21 protein-coding genes are annotated in these 21,049 nt (G+C 39.7%); 13 read left to right on the forward strand and 8 right to left on the reverse strand.

The genetic code is table 11. The features are described 5' to 3' along the window. Positions 1 to 13: 13 nt before the first annotated feature. Complete coding sequence (locus tag BUQ87_RS00635) at positions 14 to 505, forward strand: GNAT family N-acetyltransferase (protein WP_038261122.1); 492 nt, start codon at positions 14 to 16, stop codon at positions 503 to 505. A 98-nt stretch (positions 506 to 603) separates the two neighbouring features. Here the strand turns inward: BUQ87_RS00635 and ltrA are convergent, their stop codons facing one another. Next, entirely contained in the window at positions 604 to 1,608 is a 1,005-nt protein-coding gene (gene ltrA, locus BUQ87_RS00640; RefSeq protein WP_330391162.1) for a group II intron reverse transcriptase/maturase, read from the reverse strand. 833 nt (positions 1,609 to 2,441) lie between these two features. Then, positions 2,442 to 2,573 (reverse strand): MATE family efflux transporter, encoded by a 132-nt coding sequence (locus BUQ87_RS15795; protein WP_077216424.1) that lies wholly within the window; start codon positions 2,571 to 2,573, stop codon positions 2,442 to 2,444. Positions 2,574 to 2,793: 220 nt separating this feature from the next. Here BUQ87_RS15795 and BUQ87_RS00650 point away from each other — a divergent pair, with 220 nt between their 5' ends. The 4 genes from BUQ87_RS00650 (at position 2,794) to proC (ending at position 7,572) form a co-directional block, all read left to right on the forward strand. Next, on the forward strand, positions 2,794 to 3,360 hold the full coding sequence (locus BUQ87_RS00650; RefSeq protein WP_038261120.1) for a helix-turn-helix domain-containing protein: 567 nt from the start codon (positions 2,794 to 2,796) through the stop codon (positions 3,358 to 3,360). 39 nt (positions 3,361 to 3,399) lie between these two features. Beyond that, entirely contained in the window at positions 3,400 to 4,296 is an 897-nt protein-coding gene (locus BUQ87_RS00655) for a glycyl-radical enzyme activating protein (protein ID WP_038261118.1), read from the forward strand. Between the two features lie 3 nt (positions 4,297 to 4,299). Further along, entirely contained in the window at positions 4,300 to 6,669 is a 2,370-nt protein-coding gene (gene hypD / locus BUQ87_RS00660) for a trans-4-hydroxy-L-proline dehydratase (RefSeq protein ID WP_038261115.1), read from the forward strand. Positions 6,670 to 6,753: 84 nt separating this feature from the next. Beyond that, positions 6,754 to 7,572, forward strand: coding sequence for a pyrroline-5-carboxylate reductase (proC, locus tag BUQ87_RS00665; protein ID WP_038261111.1), 819 nt, complete (start codon positions 6,754 to 6,756; stop codon positions 7,570 to 7,572). Positions 7,573 to 7,740: 168 nt separating this feature from the next. Here proC and BUQ87_RS00670 read toward each other — a convergent pair whose 3' ends face one another. After that, positions 7,741 to 7,884, reverse strand: coding sequence for a CDGSH iron-sulfur domain-containing protein (locus tag BUQ87_RS00670; RefSeq protein ID WP_074209998.1), 144 nt, complete (start codon positions 7,882 to 7,884; stop codon positions 7,741 to 7,743). Between the two features lie 233 nt (positions 7,885 to 8,117). Here BUQ87_RS00670 and BUQ87_RS00675 point away from each other — a divergent pair, with 233 nt between their 5' ends. After that, positions 8,118 to 9,422, forward strand: coding sequence for a GerMN domain-containing protein (locus BUQ87_RS00675; protein ID WP_052635859.1), 1,305 nt, complete (start codon positions 8,118 to 8,120; stop codon positions 9,420 to 9,422). 153 nt (positions 9,423 to 9,575) lie between these two features. Here the strand turns inward: BUQ87_RS00675 and BUQ87_RS00680 are convergent, their stop codons facing one another. Further along, entirely contained in the window at positions 9,576 to 10,238 is a 663-nt protein-coding gene (locus BUQ87_RS00680; protein WP_038261107.1) for a TetR/AcrR family transcriptional regulator, read from the reverse strand. Positions 10,239 to 10,599: 361 nt separating this feature from the next. On the opposite strand from BUQ87_RS00680, the gene BUQ87_RS00685 reads away from it, so the two are divergent. From BUQ87_RS00685 to BUQ87_RS00705, 5 genes are all read left to right on the forward strand, one after another. After that, a complete protein-coding gene (locus BUQ87_RS00685) occupies positions 10,600 to 12,513 on the forward strand; it encodes an OPT family oligopeptide transporter (protein WP_038261103.1) in 1,914 nt (637 codons plus the stop codon). A 152-nt stretch (positions 12,514 to 12,665) separates the two neighbouring features. After that, positions 12,666 to 13,034 carry a PqqD family protein gene (locus BUQ87_RS00690; protein ID WP_052635858.1) on the forward strand — a complete coding sequence of 123 codons (369 nt, stop codon included), beginning with the start codon at positions 12,666 to 12,668 and terminating at the stop codon, positions 13,032 to 13,034. Continuing rightward, the gene (locus tag BUQ87_RS00695) at positions 13,018 to 13,371 is read left to right on the forward strand and encodes a hypothetical protein (RefSeq protein ID WP_207647160.1); all 354 of its coding nucleotides are present in this window, start codon (positions 13,018 to 13,020) and stop codon (positions 13,369 to 13,371) included. Before BUQ87_RS00690 ends, BUQ87_RS00695 begins: the two co-directional genes overlap by 17 nt. A gap of 13 nt (positions 13,372 to 13,384) precedes the next feature. Next, entirely contained in the window at positions 13,385 to 14,848 is a 1,464-nt protein-coding gene (locus tag BUQ87_RS00700) for an aminoacyl-histidine dipeptidase (protein WP_038261096.1), read from the forward strand. A gap of 309 nt (positions 14,849 to 15,157) precedes the next feature. Continuing rightward, positions 15,158 to 15,382 (forward strand): hypothetical protein, encoded by a 225-nt coding sequence (locus BUQ87_RS00705; RefSeq protein WP_038261094.1) that lies wholly within the window; start codon positions 15,158 to 15,160, stop codon positions 15,380 to 15,382. A 119-nt stretch (positions 15,383 to 15,501) separates the two neighbouring features. On the opposite strand, the gene BUQ87_RS00710 is transcribed toward BUQ87_RS00705, so the two are convergent. Both BUQ87_RS00710 and BUQ87_RS00715 read right to left on the reverse strand, forming a co-directional pair. Further along, positions 15,502 to 16,146 carry an epoxyqueuosine reductase QueH gene (locus tag BUQ87_RS00710; RefSeq protein WP_038261093.1) on the reverse strand — a complete coding sequence of 215 codons (645 nt, stop codon included), beginning with the start codon at positions 16,144 to 16,146 and terminating at the stop codon, positions 15,502 to 15,504. Positions 16,147 to 16,301: 155 nt separating this feature from the next. After that, positions 16,302 to 17,039 carry a metallophosphoesterase family protein gene (locus tag BUQ87_RS00715; RefSeq protein ID WP_038261092.1) on the reverse strand — a complete coding sequence of 246 codons (738 nt, stop codon included), beginning with the start codon at positions 17,037 to 17,039 and terminating at the stop codon, positions 16,302 to 16,304. Between the two features lie 291 nt (positions 17,040 to 17,330). Between BUQ87_RS00715 and BUQ87_RS14900 the strand changes: the two genes are divergently transcribed. After that, the gene (locus tag BUQ87_RS14900) at positions 17,331 to 17,777 is read left to right on the forward strand and encodes a family 1 glycosylhydrolase (protein WP_077216422.1); all 447 of its coding nucleotides are present in this window, start codon (positions 17,331 to 17,333) and stop codon (positions 17,775 to 17,777) included. A gap of 3 nt (positions 17,778 to 17,780) precedes the next feature. On the opposite strand, the gene BUQ87_RS00725 is transcribed toward BUQ87_RS14900, so the two are convergent. Beyond that, positions 17,781 to 17,969, reverse strand: coding sequence for a hypothetical protein (locus BUQ87_RS00725; protein ID WP_038261090.1), 189 nt, complete (start codon positions 17,967 to 17,969; stop codon positions 17,781 to 17,783). A 581-nt stretch (positions 17,970 to 18,550) separates the two neighbouring features. Between BUQ87_RS00725 and metK the strand changes: the two genes are divergently transcribed. Further along, a complete protein-coding gene (metK, locus tag BUQ87_RS00730) occupies positions 18,551 to 19,729 on the forward strand; it encodes a methionine adenosyltransferase (protein ID WP_038261089.1) in 1,179 nt (392 codons plus the stop codon). A 119-nt stretch (positions 19,730 to 19,848) separates the two neighbouring features. On the opposite strand, the gene BUQ87_RS00735 is transcribed toward metK, so the two are convergent. After that, positions 19,849 to 21,030, reverse strand: coding sequence for a Card1-like endonuclease domain-containing protein (locus BUQ87_RS00735; protein WP_077216421.1), 1,182 nt, complete (start codon positions 21,028 to 21,030; stop codon positions 19,849 to 19,851). Positions 21,031 to 21,049 lie beyond the last annotated feature (19 nt).

The following is a 21,049-nucleotide window of genomic DNA, read 5'->3' on the forward strand; positions in this document are numbered from 1 at the left end:
GGAGTGAGTATTTATGAGAAAGTCAACACCGAAAGATCTGGACGGAATAATGGAAATCATAAAGGCGATAGTAAAAGAGATGAATTCATACGGAAACTACCAGTGGAATGAGAGTTATCCGTCACCAGATGACTTTACAGACGATATGGAAAAAGGCAACCTGTATGTCGAAGAACTAGATGGAAAAATTGCAAGCTTCATATGCTTGAACTGCGTGGAAGCTCCTGAATATAAAGAGCTTGAATGGTCTATTGACCAAAAGGCCCTTGTAGTACACAGGATGGGCGTAAATCCTAATTTTAGAGGAAGAGGGCTTGCAAAAAAGCTTATGGAGTTTGCAGACGAACTGGCAGTTGCAAAAGATTTGAACTATATAAGGGTAGATACATCTTCTCAGAATGCAAAAATGAACTCGCTTATTACGAAATGTGGATTCAAGTACATAGGCACAGTGCAATTCGCCGGGGTGGACGGAGATTTTTGCTGCTATGATAAACTTATTTGAAGAGCAAAAGCTAAAAAGTAAATGAATACAGATGAAGTAAGCAGGCCAAAGGAACCTCCCCCTTAGCCCCTCTCAGAACCGTACGTGAACCTCTCAGCTCATACGGCTCCCATCATCCAGCCGTTGGTAATATTCCAAATTTCCAGTGATTTACGAATTGCTACCTTTGCTTTTTCCGCTATCGCGGGTAGAAAGTTAATGAAATACTTTCCGTATTTATTCTTTGAGCGTCTTGGCCTGAACGTATACCCAAGAAAGTCAAAGGATATGTTGGGGTATTCTCCCTTTCGATCATCATCTTTACAATAGACAATCCTTGTTTTCTCTTGATTTAACTGCAGTCCACACTGCTCAACTCTTCTCTGGAGTCTTCTTTGCAGATATTTTGACTGTTTTAATGATACACAGTGGGTTATTCCATCATCAGCATATCTAGCCCAGGGTATAGTTGGAAATTCTTTTGCCATAAAATCATCAAATGCATAGTGTAAAAATAGATTCGCAAGAACTGGACTTATAACTCCTCCTTGTGGAGTTCCAGATGTCCTAGATGTTATTGTGCCATCTTCCATTTGAAATGGTGTTGTAAGCCATCTTTGTATATAGAGTATAATCCACCCTTCCTTTGTATGCCTTTTTACCATTTTCATTAGATAGTCGTGCCTGATGTTATCAAACAGCCCCTTGATGTCAAACTCCAGTACCCAGTCTTTCCTCCAACATCTTGTTCTTGTCTTTTCTATTGCTTGTATTGCTGATTTCTTTGGCCTGTAACCATAAGAATCCTCATAAAACATAGACTCTACTGATGGTTCGAAGTATAACTTTGCCACCATTTGTGCAATCCTATCTTCGACCGTGGGGATACCAAGTATTCTTGTTCCTCCGTTCTTCTTGGGAATTGCTACAGCTTTTACCGGTTTAGGAAAATAGGTTCCCGATGACAACCTGTTCCAGATTTTGTATAGGTTATTGTTTAGATTCTTTTCAAAATCTTCTATTGATTGTTCATCAACTCCATGTGTCCCCTTATTTGCTTTCACTTTCTTATATGCCAGTTTCACGGCACTTTTTGAAATATTAAACGGCTTTGTTTCTTTCAATAAGTTCCTCCTCCTTTCAAAGTTGACCTACTTTAGAAACAGGATAATTTGGATTCTTCGCTCCATTTCCATTACAGAAACCTCTTCACTACTACAATCCAATCTGCCCCCATGACTGCATCGGTACTCTTTTCTTGCGGTTCTTCCGCTTGAAATACTTCCTTAACATCAGTCCGTGGGTTCCCACGTTCCATACAGACGCCTATGTTAAGTTCATGCCACCTCTATGCCGCCCACCACTTAGACAGTAAACAGGTTTCCTCTAAGCTTATCCCAGGTTAACGACTACCCCCTGGTTTTGATGGAATCTCTACGCTTTCGACATTTCCGTAAGTGGTTCACATGCTCATTCATCTCCTTAACACACACCTGACAGCTATCGCTGCCTTTTCCTTAACGCTCAATACCATAGCTTTTGACCACAGCACCTTAAGGCGGTTTGAAACCTCCACCTGTATGGCGATTTCGGTGGGCCCGCCACCATCATCTGTACAGCATAGCTGTCTTCAAATAGCTTACGCTACTTGGACGCGCTTTCGTGGCGCACTGACATCCGCGTATCGGTTTACTGCGTTTGAATTATGCAAACCAACTCATTATTTCTGCCAGAATTCATTAAAAGCATGGATGTCCGCAAACAGCAGTAGTAAAATCTAATATCCTTATAAACTTCACCGTATCAAGATTATGTAAACCAGATAGCATTTCGATTCTAACTTTATGTGGAATCGAAATGCTATCTGGTTTATTGTCATTTTACAAACTTGTCTTCAGCTGAAGAGATAGTCCAAATCCCATTCTGATGCTCAGTATATATACTTCAATTACCCTTATTATATGCCTATCAAATCGGAATACATGGGGAACTTAGTATCCCTTGCCCCCCTCAGGGTACTGGATAAAACCGTCATAACACATAAGAACACGTATTTTACTAAATAAATTCTTTGAAAATTCAAAGCCATATTGGTAAGTACGCTTGATCGAACTGTTTAATGAAAATAGTCAAACGAGCAGGTGTGGTGAGCATACTATTTTTTTTGATAAATAATGGATATTAACATATAAAATATGGTATCATGAACATAATCTTATAAATTTTCATATATATGAACAGCTTTAGTCTATGTTTCATATGAAAATTTTAAATACGGCAAATTCCAAACAGTTAAAGGAGGTTTTTAATTGAATATAGATGTGGGCAGTTCCATAAAGAGGGTAAGAGCATCTAAAAAGATGACTCTCAAGGAACTCAGCGAAAAGACTAGTCTTTCAACCGGTTTTTTGTCCCAGCTTGAAAGGGGGCTTACAAGCGTTGCAGTTGATTCACTTGCAAAAATAGCCAAGGCACTCGGCGTAGAAGCGGGATATTTCATAGGAACTCCCGCTGGGGGCGACGACATAGTAGTAAAAAGCTACGAGAAAAAGCTCTTTCAGGTTGAAGGTGGAAGGTTCATACACTATCACCTTACAAACTCTCCATCTAAAAGGAATATGATACCAAAGCTCATAGAAATACTTCCCGGGGACAGCCGGGAGCATGTCAAAGAATACCAGCACGAAGGTGAAGAGTTCATATACGTTCTAGAAGGTATACTAACCCTTTACCTCAAAAACAGGGAGTACCAGCTATATCCCGGAGACAGCGCCCATTTTGACTCTGGAGACATTCACAACTGGGCAAACTACACTTCCATGACAGTAAAGATAATAACTGTAAACACCCCCAACTTTTTGAGAGAAAAAGAATAGGGACGGCTTCAAAAATATATCTGAAAGTGAGGTATTCAAATGGAAGGATTCATAACTAACATACAAAAATGTTCAGTCCATGACGGCCCTGGAATAAGGACCACCGTATTTTTTAAAGGGTGCCCATTAAAATGCAAATGGTGCCACAATCCAGAGACCCAGTCCTATATGCCTGAGATGTTTCACAACAGCGATACATGCACATTGTGCAAAATATGCATATCAAAATGCGACATGGGGGCCATTTCATTTGACAACCCGTTAATATCATATGATCCCCAAAAGTGCACAATGTGCGAAAAATGCGTGGATTTTTGTCCAAGTTCATGCATAGAAATCACAGGCAAAAAAATGTCTTCAAGGGAACTTTTGTCACAGATAGAAAAAGACATTCCATTTTATGAAGAATCAGGGGGAGGGGCTACATTTTCAGGCGGAGAGGCCATGACCCATATCGACTTTTTACATGAGACCATAAGTCTTTGCAAGGACTCCCAAATACACGTCACAGTCGACACATGCGGGTATGCCCCTTCTGAAAGCTTCGAAAAGATCGCAGATCTTGTAGATCTTTTCCTGTATGACATAAAGCACATGGATGAAAATATACACAAGGAATACACCGGAGTTTCCAATGCGCTTATACTCCATAACCTAAGGCTTATTTCAAGGCTTGGGTGCAAAGTGCAGCTCAGGATTCCCCTAATAGACGGTTTCAACACCGATGAAAAAAATATAAGAGAAACAGCCTTTTTTTCAAAAGAACTTGGAATTACGGGAGTAAGCCTACTCCCATACCACAGCATAGGGAACTACAAGTATCCAAGGCTTGGAATGGGAGTAGCCTTGCAGTTTGAAAAACCAAGTGATGAAAAGCTCCAAAACATAAAAATCATATTTGAGGAATACGGATTAAACGCAAAGATAGGAGGATAAAATATGAGCAGAGGAATGAATGAAAGAACAATGACTTTGAGGAAAGAAAGCATTTCAACCCAGCCCCATATTTCCATAGAGAGGGCGGTTCTTTTGACACAGGCCTACAAGAAGCATGAAGGAAGCGTTGAAACACCTGTTATGAGAGCTCTTGCATTCAAACACATAATGGAAAACAAAAAGCTTTGCATAAACGATGGCGAACTTATAGTGGGTGAAAAGGGAGAAAGTCCTCAGTCGACTCCCACATATCCAGAGCTTTGCTGCCACACTATTGACGATTTTGAAGTCATGGACAATAGGGAGAACATATCATTCAAGGTATCTGAAGAGGCAAAAAATATCCAGAAGAAAGAGATAATCCCATACTGGAAAAACCGTTCAATTAGGAAAAAAATATTCGACCACATGTCAAATGAATGGGTAGACTGCTATGAAAACGGAATATTCACCGAGTTCATGGAGCAAAGGGCTCCGGGTCATACCGTTGCAGACGGCAAAATGTACAAGAAGGGTTTTTTAGGATTCAAGGAAGACGTACAAACGGCCCTCGAAAATCTCGACTTTTACAGCGATGACAAGGCCTATGATAAAAAAGCCCAGCTTGAGGCCATGTCAATATGCTGCGATGCCATAATAGAATATGGAAAGAGATATGCAGACTACGCAAGAAGCCTTGCCCAAAACGAAGAAGAGCAAAACAGAAAAAATGAGCTTCTTACAATAGCTCAAAACTGCGACGTGGTGCCTGCAAATCCTCCTCAGACTTTCATGCAGGCCGTTCAGATGTACTGGTTTGTACACATAGGGGTTACAACCGAGCTGAACAACTGGGACGCATTCAGCCCCGGAAGGCTTGACCAGCATCTTTACCCGTTTTACGAGAGAGAAGCAGCTGATGGTACTCTCACAAGGGACAAGGCGAGGGAGATCCTAGAATGCCTTTGGATAAAGTTCAACAACCAGCCCGCACCTCCTAAGGTAGGCATAACACTGAAAGAAAGCGGAACATACACTGATTTTGCAAATATAAACACAGGCGGTATAAGAGAAGACGGCATGAGCGGCGTGAACGACGTCTCATACATAATACTGGATGTAATGGACGAGATGAAACTGCTACAGCCGAGTTCAAATGTCCAAATAAGCAAAAAGACTCCCCATGCATTCCTCAAAAGAGCTTGCGAAATATCGAGAAAGGGATGGGGACAACCAGCGTTTTACAACACTGAAGCAATAGTTCAGGAACTTTTGAACGCCGGGAAGAGCATTGAAGATGCGAGGCAGGGCGGAACCAGCGGATGCGTAGAAACCGGTGCATTTGGGAAAGAGGCATATATACTCACGGGATATCTCAACATTCCCAAAATACTCGAAATAACGCTGCATAATGGTTTTGACAAAAAAAGCGGCAAACAGCTTGGAATTAAAACGGGAGAGGCCAAAGACTTTGAGACGTTTGACGATCTGTTTGAAGCCTTCAAAATGCAGCTTCACCACTTTGTGGAAATAAAGATCAGGGGAAACAACATAATAGAGAGCATATATTCAAAGCATATGCCTGCGCCGTTTCTTTCTGTCATAACTGACGACTGCATATCAAAGGGAATGGACTATAACAGTGGAGGAGCAAGGTATAATACAAATTATATACAGGGAGTCGGCATAGGAACTCTTACAGACTGCCTCTCGTCAATAAAATATAATGTATTTGACAAGAAGAGATTTTCAATTCAAGAGCTTATGAGCGCACTTGACGATGACTTCAACGGCCATGAAATGATATACAATATCATAATGAACAAGACTCCAAAATACGGAAATGATGAAGACTACGCAGATGAAATAATGCTTATGGCATTCAATGCCTTTTACAGCGAAGTCACTGGAAGAAAAAATATGAAAGGCGGCTCTTACAGAATAGACATGCTCCCTACCACATGTCACGTATATTTCGGATCGATAATGGGATCTTCGGCAGATGGAAGGCTCTGCGGAAGACCTCTTTCAGAGGGAATATCACCTGGCAAGGGCGCAGACAAAAACGGTCCGACATCTGTAATAAAGTCAGCTTCAAAAATGGACCACCTCAGAACAGGCGGAACACTTTTGAACCAAAAGTTCACTCCTTCAGTTCTTGCAGGGAACGATGGTCTTGAAAAGCTGTCGGCGCTTATACGAACGTATTTCAAAATGGACGGCCACCACATACAGTTTAACGTAATAGACAGGCAGACCCTTGTAAACGCCCAAAAAAGTCCTGAAGAATACAGGGATCTCATTGTAAGAGTTGCAGGCTACAGCGACTATTTCCACAATCTAGACAAATCACTTCAGGATGAAATAATAGGCAGAACAGAGCAGTGCCTATAGGACATTGGCAAATTTATATTTTAAGATGCAGCATATTTGGGTTAATATAGTCTATATACTAAAATAATATGGGAGGTTTATGCTATGCAAAGAAAAGTTGGTTTTATAGGATGCGGAAACATGGGAACAGCAATGATGGGCGGTATAATAAAGTCGGGTCTTTTGGATTCATCTGATGTGTTTATATCTGACATGAACGCTGAAAAGCTTCAGACTGTTGAGGCAGAATACGGAGTGAACACTTCCACAGACAACTCATTTGTGGCTCAAAATTCAGACATAATAGTCATGGCGGTAAAACCTAACATATTCGACATGGTGCTTGAAGGAATAAAGAACGACATAGATTCAAGAAAAGTAGTCATTTCAATAGCTGCTGGAAAGACCATAGGCGACATCGAAAAGGTAGTGGGCCCTGACAAGAAAATAGTCAGGACAATGCCGAATACGCCTGCTCTTGTGGGAGAAGGTATGACTGCAGTATGCCCGAATGCAAATGTTGAAGAGGATGAACTTTCTCAAATAGACCAGCTGCTTCAAAGCTTTGGAAAAACACAGGTAGTAGCTGAATACCTAATTGATGCGGTAATAGGAGTAAGCGGTTCGTCTCCGGCGTATGTATTCATGTTCATAGAGGCCATGGCCGATGCTGCTGTAATGGCGGGCCTTCCAAGGGAAAGTGCGTACAAAATGGCTGCTCAGGCAGTGCTTGGATCTGCAAAGATGGTGCTTGAAACAGGAAAGCATCCTGGAGAGCTAAAGGACATGGTTTGCTCACCTGGCGGAACTACCATAGAAGCTGTTGCGGAACTTGAAAAAACTGGACTTAGAGCTTCTGTAATATCCGGAGTACAAAAATGCATAGAAAAATCAATCAAAATGTCGCAACCTTCAAGCAAATAGCATTAATACGCCTGTAAAAGTTATATATATTTGGACACTGAATACGTGCCCACGAATGAAGTGAAAGATAATTAAATCAACGCATTAATGCAAACAATGGTTTTAAATGGCACAGGGAACCTCTTCGAACAGAGGTTCCCTGTGTTTATGTCGATATTAAAATTATATTTAGCCTTTAAATTCAATATCCCTGTGCGTTCCGTCGCAGTAAGGCTTGTTTTCAGACTTTCCACACCTGCACAGCGAAGTCACCTTTTCCATTTTGTATCTTTTGCTTTCCGAATCCTCTATCTCATCCATATCAACAACCATGTAAGGCAAATACTTCGTAAATACTAATGGGCTTCTTATCCTTTTTGTCTGCCAAGTAAATCACTCCTCCCTTGCAATATCTATAATTTATATTTGAATTATCATACCCGATGGGTTTGGAATTTACTCAAACAATAATTGATTTTTACATTCCCCTACAGTAAATATACTTTATTACTCCCACTATATATGGATATAAATATTATAAATATTATTGCAGGGGGTTAGTGTATATGAAAAAGATAGGACTATATGCATTTGCTTTGTCAGCACTTTTAATATTCTCATTTGGCATTGCATACTGCGAAGATAATGGAGAAACAGTTACAATATATAGAAACAAGGCCAAAATAGATGTAAACGGTGAACGGTTAAATGCCGACAATTTCATATACAATGGAACTACATATGTGCCTCTCAGGGCCATATCTGAAATATTAGGTAAAAGTGTAGGCTGGAATGCATTTACTAATGTAGCCAGCATAGATAACAAGAAGTATGAAAAAAACCAGATTTCAAAGCTTCTTCCCCAGAAGACTGGCTACAGGTGGATTTACAATGGGTTTGCGGAATATGCCCATGAAATGACTTTAGATTCAATAAAAGATGAATATCAGAAAATGACATATTTCATAAGAGGCGAAGTGGAAGACCTTTCCGATGGAGAAAGCAAATCGGACATGGGCATAGATATAACATATATAATAAGCGAAAACAGCCTAATCCAGGAAAAAACTGAAAAGGCAATGCTGGATTCGAAGTTTGACAGGATAACACTTATAAAGACACCTCTTGTCGCAGGCACGTTCTGGAGCGAAAAGCTTACTGACAGTAGCGGCAAAGGAACTAGCATAAATTCGATTATCACTAAAGTTGAAATCGATGAAGATGGTTTAAAGCAATATACAGTAAGATATGAAGACATAAACAGCAGCTATTATGAAGAACGTATTATAAAAGAAGGGGCTGGCGTCATATCTGTTGAAAAGCTGCTGGAGCTTGAAGATTCAACTTTTCCTGTAAGCTATTTTCTGTATTTAAGCGGTGATGTTAAAAGAGTAGATGTGAAAATCTATTTTCCAGATAAAAAAGCAGAAAAAGTGCATATGGAAAAGAGAAACATATTTATAGATGATGCCAAAATAGCTCAAGGTGCTATGCAGACGCTCATGCGCGGCCCTATAGATGATAACCTTGCAGGAGCAATTCCCATTGGCACAAGGCTTTTAGATATATCAATATCCAATGGAGTCTGTTATGTTGACTTTTCAAGAGAGTTCATAGACAACCATTCCGGGGGAAGCGCCTCAGAACTTATGACACTCGCATCCATAGTGAACACACTGACCGAATTTGACTCCGTCAAAAAGGTTCAAATACTTGTTGAAGGGAAAAAAGGCGAGACACTAGGAAACATACTGCTCGATGTGCCACTTGAAAGAATGGATAACTTGATAGGCGAACAACTTGCATCCATTGAAGAACTGTCTAGTCATTCACAAAGCCTAGAAAGGTTATCTGAAGGTTGCAACTGTTAATCGATAAATTTAAAATATAAAAAGAAGTACATGCTTAATACTACCAACCCCCAAAAGCTCTACTTTCAAGTAGAGCTTTTTAGATTCAGAGCATACTCAAAATGGTGATTTTTGAAAATATGCATTTTATTCCACTCTAACCAGCAAATCCTTTTACCACCTTGTGGATATAGGTATGGACTTTGCCTTGTATTTGAAAAATCCCCTCTTCCCGCTGTTTTCATCTCCTATGAGCTTCCACAAATTATCATACATGCTCTGCCTTACAATATTTATATTGAACTTCGAATATGAGCTAGACAGTAGGCAAAACCCCTCTATCTTGGATATGATTTCAAATGCAAGCATTTCAGCATTGAATTCCTTTTTTATCTCCTTGTTCTTCTGTCCCGAATGAATTGCGTCCATAAGGGTGTTTTTTATATAGTCGTAGTAGTTGTCTACATCTTTTTTCAGATCCGGAAATTCCCTAAGCCCATATTCCATAAGTCTTGACGCACTTAAAAAATGTGATTTTTCAATTCCAGCCATGTGTGAAAGATGAAAGTTAAATTCTATTATACTGTTCATGAGGGAATGTATTATTGTTTTTGCATTTGACTTCCCACCTACCGAATCCTCTATTGTATTTTTTATTGTCGATATAAGGTATCTTATGGATTCATGGAAAATCTCTTCTTTGTTTCTAAAGTGATAGTATATTGAAGCCTTTTTTATGCCAACCTCTTCTGCTACTTTTAAAAGGGACGTATTTTCATATCCAAATATCAAAAAATTTTTAAGAGATGAATCAATTATCTTTTCACGTGTATTCATTTAAAACACCACCTACCTGTCGTTAGGTAGATTATATCATTCAATATGTACTCGTTTCCAGTACAATTTGTCCTGTTGACACTTTTTTTTAATACTGCTACACTTTCAGTCATCAGGATATATAAATCAGTCTAAACGGCTGAAGAGTCTGAAAATTCTAATTTACAAAAAAAATTATTTATAATAAATACTTTTGATGGTACAATAATAATATATAATTTTAAATTTAAATTAAATTTATTTGCTACATATACACGATTCTTTCATTAAATAACATAGTCTAAAATTATCCATTGGCCAATTGGATTGTTTTTATATTTTATGTATCTATTTTCTTAACTACAAATGAGGAGGTTGACGGATGGAAACTCAACTTAAAAAGCAGCAAAAAGATACCGAGTTTAAACCATTTATATCGGCAGACAGGGTTCTTCCTGAGTTCACAGGAACATCCATAATACTTGGTATACTGCTGGCTGTTATATTTGGTGGCGCCAATGCATATCTTGGACTTAAGGTCGGTATGACAATAAGTGCATCTATACCTGCTGCGGTAATATCTATGGGAATAATAAGAGGAGTACTTAAAAAAGAATCAATACTTGAAAACAACATGGTTCAGACTATCGGATCGGCCGGTGAATCACTTGCCGCAGGTGCGATATTCACACTGCCTGCGCTTTATATATGGACCCAGCAGGAAGGCATGCCTGCACCAAGTCTTATGACAATAACAGTAATAGCTCTTTGCGGAGGTATTCTGGGTGTTCTTTTCATGGTGCCACTTAGAAAGGCCCTTATAGTAAAAGAGCACGGTGTTCTTCCTTATCCCGAGGGAACTGCATGTGCAGAAGTTCTTCTTGCCGGAGAGGAAGGCGGAGACAAGGCTGCTGCATGTTTTACAGGTCTTGGAATAGGAGCGCTATACAAATTCATAGCTGGCGGATTTGGTCTTTTCCCAAGTGAAATAGAAACTACAATACCAGGATACAAAGATGCTGCAATAGGAGCTGACGTACTTCCTGCGCTTCTTGGTGTCGGATTCATAATAGGACCTAAGATATCAGCATACATGCTTTCAGGAGCGGTAATAAGCTGGTTCGGACTAATACCTCTTATATCCAACATAGGATCCATAGGAGAGGTTGTAATGTATCCCGCTTCTGTTCCTATAAGCGAACTTGGATACTGGGGAATATGGAACAACTATATAAGATACGTTGGTGCCGGAGCTGTTGCGTTCGGAGGTATATACAATCTTATAAAAACCATACCTCTTATAGTTCAAACGTTTAAGGACACTATGAAGGACTATTCGTCTAACATGGGCGAGAGAGTCGACATAAGAACAGACAGGGACATGTCAATGAAGCTTGTTCTTATCGGATCTTTAGCTGTTGTAGCTGCAATGGCAATGCTTCCTATAATACCTGTTGGAATAGGCGGAGCGCTTATAATAGCAGTATTTGGTTTCTTCTTTGCTACAGTTTCTTCAAGAATAGTCGGACTTGTAGGTAGTTCGTCAAACCCTGTTTCAGGTATGACAATAGCTACCCTTATAATAACAGCAATAATATTCAAGGCTACAGGAAACGACGGGCTTCCTGGAATGATAGCAACACTTTCCGTTGGTGCCGTAATATGTATAATAGCTGCAATGTCAGGGGACACATCTCAGGACCTTAAGACTGGATTTCTTGTTGGAGCGACTCCAGTAAAGCAGCAGATAGGCGAGCTTATAGGAGCTGTTTCAGCGGCTCTTGCAATAGGTGCTGTTCTTACTCTTCTAAACAACGCATGGGGATTTGGATCTCAGGAGCTTCCGGCTCCACAGGCTACGCTTATGCGTCTTGTTATAGAAGGGGTTATGGGCGGAAACCTGCCTTGGTCTCTAGTATTTACAGGAATGGGAATGGGAGTTGCAATAGAGCTTCTTGGTCTTCCAGTGCTTCCTATAGCAATAGGAATGTACCTGCCAATACACCTTAGTACGCCAATAATGCTTGGTGGAATAATAAGGGGAATACTTGACAAGAGGGCTGAAAAATCAGATGCAAACCAGGAAGAGATAAAAGAAAAGATAGACTCTGGAATACTTTACGCGTCAGGTCTTATAGCTGGAGAAGGTCTTGTTGGCATAATGCTTGCAGTTCTTACAGTTGTAGGCATAAATACTAATCTCGGAATCGATCTAGGCCAGCTCGGAGCGCTTGTAGCATTTGGTCTTTTGACATTCTCTCTAGCCAAGTACTCGGTATTCAAAAAGGTTTCATAGCGAGCCTATAGATTGAAATTTTCTGACTAAAGGGGATGAATTCATCCCTTTTAGTCTTCTTAATAATTAGTTGATTTTTAGCATGCGCTTGAAATCATATGTACAGACAAGTTTCTTCTCAAAGTTATTTCGATGAAAAAGAGGTGTTATTTTTGAAAAGCAAAATATCTAAAGATGACAATATGCTTGAACTGATTCCCCTACTAAATAAAAAGATAAGCCTGAATGAAGATGAAAATGGAATAGCGACTATTGTAGTGCCCAGAGACGGCTTTTTCGACAAGCTCGTCAGGCTTTTTTGCAAGACTCCAAAGGAGATGAACATAAAGCTTGACAGCATAGGCAGCTTCGTAATAAAGTCCATAAACGGGCAAAACAGCATATATGAAATAGGCTCGCTTTTAAAGTCTGAATTCGGAAAAGATGTAGATCCTATTTACGAGAGGCTTTTAATGCACATAAACATATTGAGAAACAACAATTTCATACATCTTGAAAAGGCAAATGATCAAAATGCTTGATTTCATAATTAAAGTCCTCTTTCTGGCTCTCACCATAGCTTTTCTCGGGGCGTGGGGGATAGTTAAGGAGCAGAAAAAGTCAAAAGAACTCATAGATAAGATATATGCGAAAATGCAAAATAAAATAACACAGGGGCTCGAAAAAAGCGGACAACTTTCAATGAAGGAAATAGAATCCCTTATACTAAACACCAAAGCCTCTCTTTTTTGGAGCAAAGAGCATGTTAAAATTACAAATGCCAAGACAGCTGCAAAAATAGTGATCGAAAAAATGCTTAGAGAAGGTATAATAGAAGAAGATTTTAGCAACAATAGAAAAATCTATATACTCAAATAGGAGGTGCTTGAAAGTGGCAGAAATACTTTCAAATCTTGAACCAAAAGCTGTATTTACACATTTCGAGGACTTGACAAGAATACCAAGAGAGTCTGGAAATGAAAAGATGGTAAGCGATTTTCTTATGGACTTTGCAAAAAAGAACGGATTAAAAGCAATCCAGGAAGACTCACACAACGTTATAATAGAAAAACCAGCATCACCAGGATACGAAAACGCACCTAAGGTAATACTTCAGGGACACATGGACATGGTATGCGTAAAAAAACCCGGCTTTGAATTTGACTTTGAAAAAGATGCAATACCAATAGCTCTAGATGGAGACATAATAAAGACAGAAGGAACATCACTTGGAGCTGACAATGGAATAGCTGTTGCAATGACAATGGCCATACTTGAGTCAAAAGACATGAAACATCCTGCAATATCGGCCCTTATAACATCTGCCGAAGAAACTGGAATGGACGGAGCCATAAACCTGCAGCCTGAGAACATATCAGGAGACATACTTATAAACATAGATTCTGAAGAAGAAGGCAAGGCCACTGTTTCATGCGCAGGAGGAGTCAGGGTGATAGTGCACCTTCCACTGCAGTGGGAAAACATCGACTCTGATGACAACATCACACTAAAGCTTCAAATAGATGGACTGGCAGGCGGCCACTCAGGCATGGAGATAAACAAAAACAGAGCCAATGCAATAAGGCTTATGGGAAGAACTCTAAGCGCACTGCAAAAAGGACTCGGAGACAAAATTCATATTGCCGACATAGCCGGCGGGGAAAAGATGAATGCAATTCCAAAACACGCCCACGCTGTAATAGTCACAAATGCAAGTGAAATAGAAAACATCAAGAATATAGTCTCAGGATACCACGATAAGTTTTCAAACGAATTCAAAACTTCGGACCCCGGAATATCAATTTCAATTGAAAACATAGAAACTCCTGAAAAAGTTCTTGATGAAGCCACTTCAAAGAACGTTGTAGACCTTGCCCTTTTGATTCCTACAGGAATCCAAACAATGAGCGCCGACATAGATGGGCTTGTTGAAAGTTCAAGCAATATTGGCGTTTTGGAGCTTAAAGACGGCGAAGTAGTGTTTGAAAGCGCCGTAAGAAGCTCTGTAAAGAGCCTTAAAGATGAAATAAGCGACAGGATAGAAGCAGCAGCTAATAGATGCAATGCAACTGTTGAAAAGCAGTCAGACTACCCAGAATGGGAATACAAGGCCGACTCTCCAATAAGAGACCTTATGATGTCTGTCTACAAAGACAAATACGGCAAAGAGCTAAAAGTAGATGCAATACACGCAGGACTTGAATGCGGGCTTTTAAAAGAGAAGATAGGCGACATAGACATGATATCAATAGGACCAAACATGTATGATGTACACACGCCAAACGAAAGTCTGAGCATATCTTCTACAGCAAGGGTGTTTGACTTCCTGAGTGATGTGCTTAAAAACATAAAATAGAACATCTGAGCAAGTCATATTTTCTATATGAACCACTTCAGCCCAATAGGAATATTTATACCATATTCCTATTGGGCTTTTTTGTGCAATATGCAGCGCTTAAGCAAATATCCTACTTTAGAACCTGATTAAACAAAATGGGGTATCTTAAGATTCACAGCTATTTCTGCAAAACATGCGCCTTTGGGTTCATATGCATAAATCGGACATGTTGTATGCGTCAAAACTCCAGTTAGGCGGTATAATATAGCTAATAGGAGACTCGATATTAAATTCTTGATATGTCTTTACATGCGGGAGGTGTTTTATATGGGATATAAGATTTGCCAGGTATGCGGAAAGTTCATAAGGACAAGTTCAGATGAGGAAATGTGTGAAACCTGCATGGACAGGGACACTATGGAATATTCAGCTGTGAAGAACTATCTCGTTAGTCATCAAGGAGCATCCATGGCTGAAATCTATACCAATACCAGGATACCCCTCAAAACTATAAAGAGATTCATTCAGGATAGAAGAATAGAATTGAGATAGAAATTTTATGTATAATGCAAAAGCTGCTCAGCAGGATAATCCTGCTGAGCAGCTTTTTTATATTCGCTATCTGCAGACACTTGCCATAATGTATGTCCCTCGTTTAGTTCTCTCTTAAACTATTCTGTATTTTGCTGAGATTCCCTCTGGGCATCACTTTGAATTTTGGAATATACACATCCGCAGTAGTCCTGTCTGTAAAGTCCATACTCCAAGCTGAGCTCACATGACCTCTTGTATCCGTTTTTCTTCTTGAAATCGGAACTCAGGAATGAGACCCCGTAATTTTCTCCAAGTTTTTCTCCCATAGAGTTTAAAAGCTGCGCGTCCTTATGCGGGCTTATTGAAAGCGTAGTGGTATAGTAATTGAAGCCGTTTTCAGCAGCGTAGCGGGCAGTTTGTTCAAGTCTAAGCCCAAAGCACAGAGTGCACCTTTTGCCTCTCTCAGGCTCGTTTTCAAGCCCTCTCGAGATGGCAAAGAATGATCCAACATCGTAGACTGCCTCTACAAATGAAACAGGGCTTGCAGAAGGAAATTTTCGAATGAACTCCATTTGCTCTATAACCCTTTTCCTGTATTCCTCTTCAGGGTGTATGTTTGGATTATAAAAAAACACCGTTATGTCAAAATAGTTGGAAAGATATTCTATGACATAAGAGCTGCAAGGTGCGCAGCAGCTGTGAATCAAAAGTGAAGGCCTAGTTCCTTTTTTTTGAATCTGGTATATATTTTCGTCAAGCAGCTTTTGATAGTTTATTTTCACTTTATCAACTCCAAGTCGTTCTTTAAAAGTATTTGAAAATCTGACCAAATGTGCTCTTATATTTTAATCCAAGCCTGTCAATAAATCAATATAGCAAGGCATTTATATATACTCGCTTTTCATAAAAAATACAAATCCATATACATTTTTGCTTTTCACATTCCCATAAATATCCTCTCACATAAGAACCTGTCCATTCCCGCCTTGTATGCCCGCTCAGATGTAATCTCCACAGGGTACTCAAACCGTATGAAACTGACGGATTTATCGCCAGTTTCAAAAATCACAAAACAGCCGTCAGGGTTTCCGTCCCGCGGCTGGCCGACAGATCCCACATTTATGATATATCTTTTTTTAGAGTCAATAAAAAATGTGAAATCATCTTGCACCCGGACCATGTCGATATCATATTCACCTGATTCGCCTTGTGTCCATATCGCAGGTATGTGCGTATGCCCGCCAAACATAATATATTCTTTAAACAGTTTAAAATTGGCCCATGCAGTGTGCTTGTCCCTTATATATTCAAAAGGCCTTGTCAGAGCCCCATGAATCATTAAAAAGCCAAACTCTTCATTCCTGAGTTTATCCGGCAGATTCTTGATATATTCAATATTATCAGCTGTAAGCTCATTGAGCGTCCATTCTATTGCATTTTTCGCAGCTGGATTAAAAAGGCTTGCATATTCTCTATGAAGGCATGCATATTCGTGATTTCCCATAATGCATTCATGTGATTTTGCAATATCAAGGCATTCGTTAGGATTTGGATAGTAGCCTACCATATCCCCTAAAAAATATACTTTGTCTACCCTTATTTTCCTGACAATATTCATGGCGACCTCAAGAGCTGCAATATTTCCATGACAGTCGGAAAGCAGTGCTATCTTCATCACTCACCTCCAGTAACACCCTTTTTACTCACACAAATATATTGTATTAATATTACCCTTATTTTCAGGATTTAATTCCATAGAACAATCACTTGCCTATTTCAGCCCTTAAAATGTATATGTCTTTATGTTATGCATCAGCTTTACATATTCACGTAGCATTTCTTTTAAAATATGAATTGCAAGCGCATTATATCATAATTTAATTCCCTATTTATAGCACTGGCAATCTATATGCAAGATAGTCTGGAGGCTAAAATTGGAAATGAATTCACAAGCATGTGAAAAGAGATATTTCCTGAAGGCATCTATGTAAACCTAAAGAGGATCAAGAATTATTACGGAGACTTTCCTATATGCATTACCGAAATAGGCTGCTCTTTCGATGATGCAGTATCGCCTGATGGCAGGGTTCACGACAGCAAGAGGATAGTTTATTTAGAAGAACACATAAGCCAAATTGCAAGGGCCATGAACGAAGGGGTTAATGTGCGCGGAATATATGTCTGGTCCCTTCTAGATAACTTCGAATGGACATCTGGATATACAAAAAGATTCGGCCTTGTTTATGTTGACTTTGAAAGTCACTCTGGAAGAATAAAGGACAGCGGATACTGGCATGGCAATTTTATAAAGATAAAAAGTATAAACATAATAAGCGGTATATCTCCTAAGTTGACGCTTCCCGTCAACTTAGGAGATATACCGCTTATTATGTCCACTTTAATATTTAAGTAAAAGCTATACAAGATCCACTTTGCAAAATTCATATTGTTCATTGTAGCTAGATATCAATTCATTTCTTGACTGAAGCTCTGATGCCATAAGGGACACAGGACACTCCTCTGAGCCTCTTTCAAATCTAATTGCCTCTGTAAATATCTTTCCACCTTCAATAACACAACTCACGATTTTTCTTGCATTTTCCATAAAAAATTCCCCTCCAATTTTAACACCGTTTACATTAGCACGTATGATATGCATGTATCTCAAACAAACATGCAGTTTGTAGATAAATTATATTATAAAACCATATCAATTACAACGTTTTCGCGCTATATTCTCCGTTAGTTTTCTGACAAAAGAATTGGACTGATTTTTCCTTGCAACATTGTTAAATTTTATCCTGTTATGTTTTCATTCTGACTTTAACAACAATGGAGTGTTTTTAGCATTTTCAAAACACTCCATATAAATTTCACCGCACATTACATTAAATTACTTTCACAAATATAAAATTCATTGTTATTTAACTGGCAGCTATAAATAAATATAAATTCAACAATAATATATCAGTAGAGCATTATTTTTCCATGCTTTTATGCAACCCGAATTAAAAGCTCTATTTTTTTGCTGGAATTTAAACAATTCAAATATATATTGGGTATAAAGTGATTAACATAATGACAAAGAAGTATTCAGTTGATATGTCACAATGTAATGTGAAATTAAATTTTAGAATGGAATGATAAACAAAACAACAATTACGATTATCGAAAGGGGCAAAGAATATGAAAAAATGGTTTTTCACTTCAGAATCCGTAGCTGAAGGTCATCCTGACAAAATTTGCGATCAAATATCAGACGGCATCTTGGATGCAATAATGGAACAAGACCCCTATGGCAGGGTTGCCGTTGAAACTTCTATAAGCACAGGACTAGTTTTGATAGTTGGACAAGTAACTACGACTTGCAATATAAACATCCCCAAAATCGCCAGGGAGATTATTAAAGACATTGGATACATAACGGCAAAGTTCGGCTTTGATGGAGATGCCTGTGCTGTTTTGCCTGCAATAGATGAACAGTCATCAGATATTGCTATCGGTGTAAATGCATCAGTTGAATACAAAGAGGGCTCAGGCGATGAGCTGGACCTTCTCGGAGCAGGAGACCAGGGAATTATGTTTGGCTTTGCCTGTAATGAAACTCCCGAGCTTATGCCAATGCCCATTTCACTTGCCCACAAATTAGCCAAAAAGCTGGCAGACGTGCGAAAATCTAAGGAACTTCCATATTTGAGGCCTGACGGTAAAGTCCAAGTCACAGTGGAATATCTTGGCAGCAAAGTCGTTCGTATTGATAGCATTGTTGTTTCCTGCCAGCATGCCGAATACGTAGTCCAGGAACAAATCAGGCAGGACATAATAAAAAAAGTAATAAAAGCCGTAGTTCCCGCAGCTCTGCTCGACAATCAGACGAAATACTTTGTCAACACCACGGGCAGGTTTGTAACTGGAGGACCTCAGGCTGATTCAGGACTTACCGGCAAAAAAATAATAGTAGATACCTATGGCGGCTATTCAAGACATGGCGGCGGCTCTTTCTCTGGCAAGGATGCTACCAAAGTTGACCGCTCAGCTACTTATGCCGCTCGATATGTAGCCAAAAATGTAGTAGCCGCAGGTCTTGCAGACAAGTGTGAGATCCAGCTGGCCTATGCAATAGGCGTGTCCCATCCCATTTCCATAATGGTGGATACTTTTGGAACCAACAAAATAGAAGAAGAAAAAATAGAAGAGCTTATAAGAATACATTTCGACCTAAGGCCATCGGCAATTATGAAGAATCTCGATCTAAGAAAACCTATTTATAGGCAGGTGGCCTGCTACGGCCACTTCGGAAGGCCAGACCTTGATCTTCCATGGGAAAATACAGACAAGGCCGAGCTATTGAGGAAAGAATTATAGCAATCAAAACTTGAAAATGAATTTAAGTTAATAGTATAAGCGAAGAAATCGGGATTGGAAAAAGGCGGCTCTAAAAAAATAAGCCGCCCTTTTTGTTTAGCTCATTCAGCACCAAAATGCTATGCCTGGCTCTGGATGAACACGCTCTTGAATTCCTTACAAAACTCATTCAAATCACCCTTGAAAATAATAAGCCTAATATCCATCTGCGCCGCTCTTTCCTCTATTGTTTTCTTGGAAGGCAACGATGTAGTTACAAGTATCTTGATTGCAGACGAGCCTCCCAGCGTGGCCGCCTCCATTTCGAGTTCCCGAAGCGTGTCTTCGTCATACCTTGACGAGTCCTTGCATGATACGGCTACGAGTCGCCCCTTGTAGACAGCCATTACGTCAATCTCGTTGACTATGGATGTGTCTGACTTGTCCCAAAAAAGCGTAACTCCGCTTTCGACATCATCCATTATGTCCAAATGCTTTATGACGCTGTAGGCCAGGGCTTCGAGCCAAGTGCCATATGTCATTGCATAGTGTTTGAAGGCCATGGACTTGAAGTTGAGAAAATAATTGTTTTTGTTGTGTTTGTCCATTTTTATGAGCTTGAATCTGTGGAGGGCATAGATGTACTCCAGTATCAGACTCTTATCCTTGGGCTTGATATTTTTCATGTCCGCAAGGACCCTTGTCTCCTGCTCGCTTTCTCCGAATGTCTTGAAAATCGCCCTTTCCTTTATTATCCTGTTTATTTTGAGCCACTTTGAGTAGTTTCCAATCTGCCAGGACAATATATCTTCTATCTCTGCTCTGTCAAATGTCTCGGTGGACTTATGATATACAGCGCCTCCTCCGCTTTCTATGAAATCCTCAACCTCGAAGCTTACTTCCTTCAACTGGAGATCGCGGCACTCCCCCTTTTCTATGATGACAGCCCTGTTATCTCTTTCCGAGAATATAAACACTGGATACTTGTTGTGAGAAGCTTCCCTGAGAAAGGCCATTGCTACGGGATGGCCGTTTGAAAGGTCCAGGACCAGATCTTCCTTTTCCCTGGCGGCTATCTGCTCAAGGGTACTTGTAACCTCATTGCAGCTGTAGCAGTTCACCCTTCTGTCCTCCACGAATATGTCGGGATACATGTCATTCAAAAACTCACGGATATCCGAAAGATCGTCTTTGTCATACTCCTTACCCGAATGTATAAGATACACCCCTCTTGGCTTGAGTTTTTTAATTGCCACCAGCAGCGAAATGTGTCTTCTGTTTACAAGCCCTACTATTACGCTCATATTATCACCCACATTCATATATTATTTTCACTATCTT

This window comes from Peptoclostridium litorale DSM 5388 (assembly GCF_900141635.1).
Classification (GTDB): domain Bacteria; phylum Bacillota; class Clostridia; order Peptostreptococcales; family Peptostreptococcaceae; genus Peptoclostridium; species Peptoclostridium litorale.

Bases quoted from the DNA above. Each gene is read 5' to 3' on its own strand.
- BUQ87_RS00725 (WP_038261090.1), bottom strand. From the start codon at position 17,969: ATGGAAAATGCAAGAAAAATCGTGAGTTGTGTTATTGAAGGTGGAAAG.
- BUQ87_RS00670 (WP_074209998.1), bottom strand. From the start codon at position 7,884: ATGGTTGTTGATATGGATGAGATAGAGGATTCGGAAAGCAAAAGATAC.
- BUQ87_RS00705 (WP_038261094.1), top strand. From the start codon at position 15,158: ATGGGATATAAGATTTGCCAGGTATGCGGAAAGTTCATAAGGACAAGT.
- proC (WP_038261111.1), top strand. From the start codon at position 6,754: ATGCAAAGAAAAGTTGGTTTTATAGGATGCGGAAACATGGGAACAGCA.
- BUQ87_RS00680 (WP_038261107.1), bottom strand. From the start codon at position 10,238: ATGAATACACGTGAAAAGATAATTGATTCATCTCTTAAAAATTTTTTG.
- BUQ87_RS00675 (WP_052635859.1), top strand. From the start codon at position 8,118: ATGAAAAAGATAGGACTATATGCATTTGCTTTGTCAGCACTTTTAATA.
- BUQ87_RS00655 (WP_038261118.1), top strand. From the start codon at position 3,400: ATGGAAGGATTCATAACTAACATACAAAAATGTTCAGTCCATGACGGC.
- BUQ87_RS00695 (WP_207647160.1), top strand. From the start codon at position 13,018: ATGATCAAAATGCTTGATTTCATAATTAAAGTCCTCTTTCTGGCTCTC.
- BUQ87_RS00685 (WP_038261103.1), top strand. From the start codon at position 10,600: ATGGAAACTCAACTTAAAAAGCAGCAAAAAGATACCGAGTTTAAACCA.
- hypD (WP_038261115.1), top strand. From the start codon at position 4,300: ATGAGCAGAGGAATGAATGAAAGAACAATGACTTTGAGGAAAGAAAGC.
- BUQ87_RS00715 (WP_038261092.1), bottom strand. From the start codon at position 17,039: ATGAAGATAGCACTGCTTTCCGACTGTCATGGAAATATTGCAGCTCTT.
- BUQ87_RS00635 (WP_038261122.1), top strand. From the start codon at position 14: ATGAGAAAGTCAACACCGAAAGATCTGGACGGAATAATGGAAATCATA.
- BUQ87_RS15795 (WP_077216424.1), bottom strand. From the start codon at position 2,573: ATGGCTTTGAATTTTCAAAGAATTTATTTAGTAAAATACGTGTTCTTA.
- BUQ87_RS00735 (WP_077216421.1), bottom strand. From the start codon at position 21,030: ATGAATGTGGGTGATAATATGAGCGTAATAGTAGGGCTTGTAAACAGA.
- metK (WP_038261089.1), top strand. From the start codon at position 18,551: ATGAAAAAATGGTTTTTCACTTCAGAATCCGTAGCTGAAGGTCATCCT.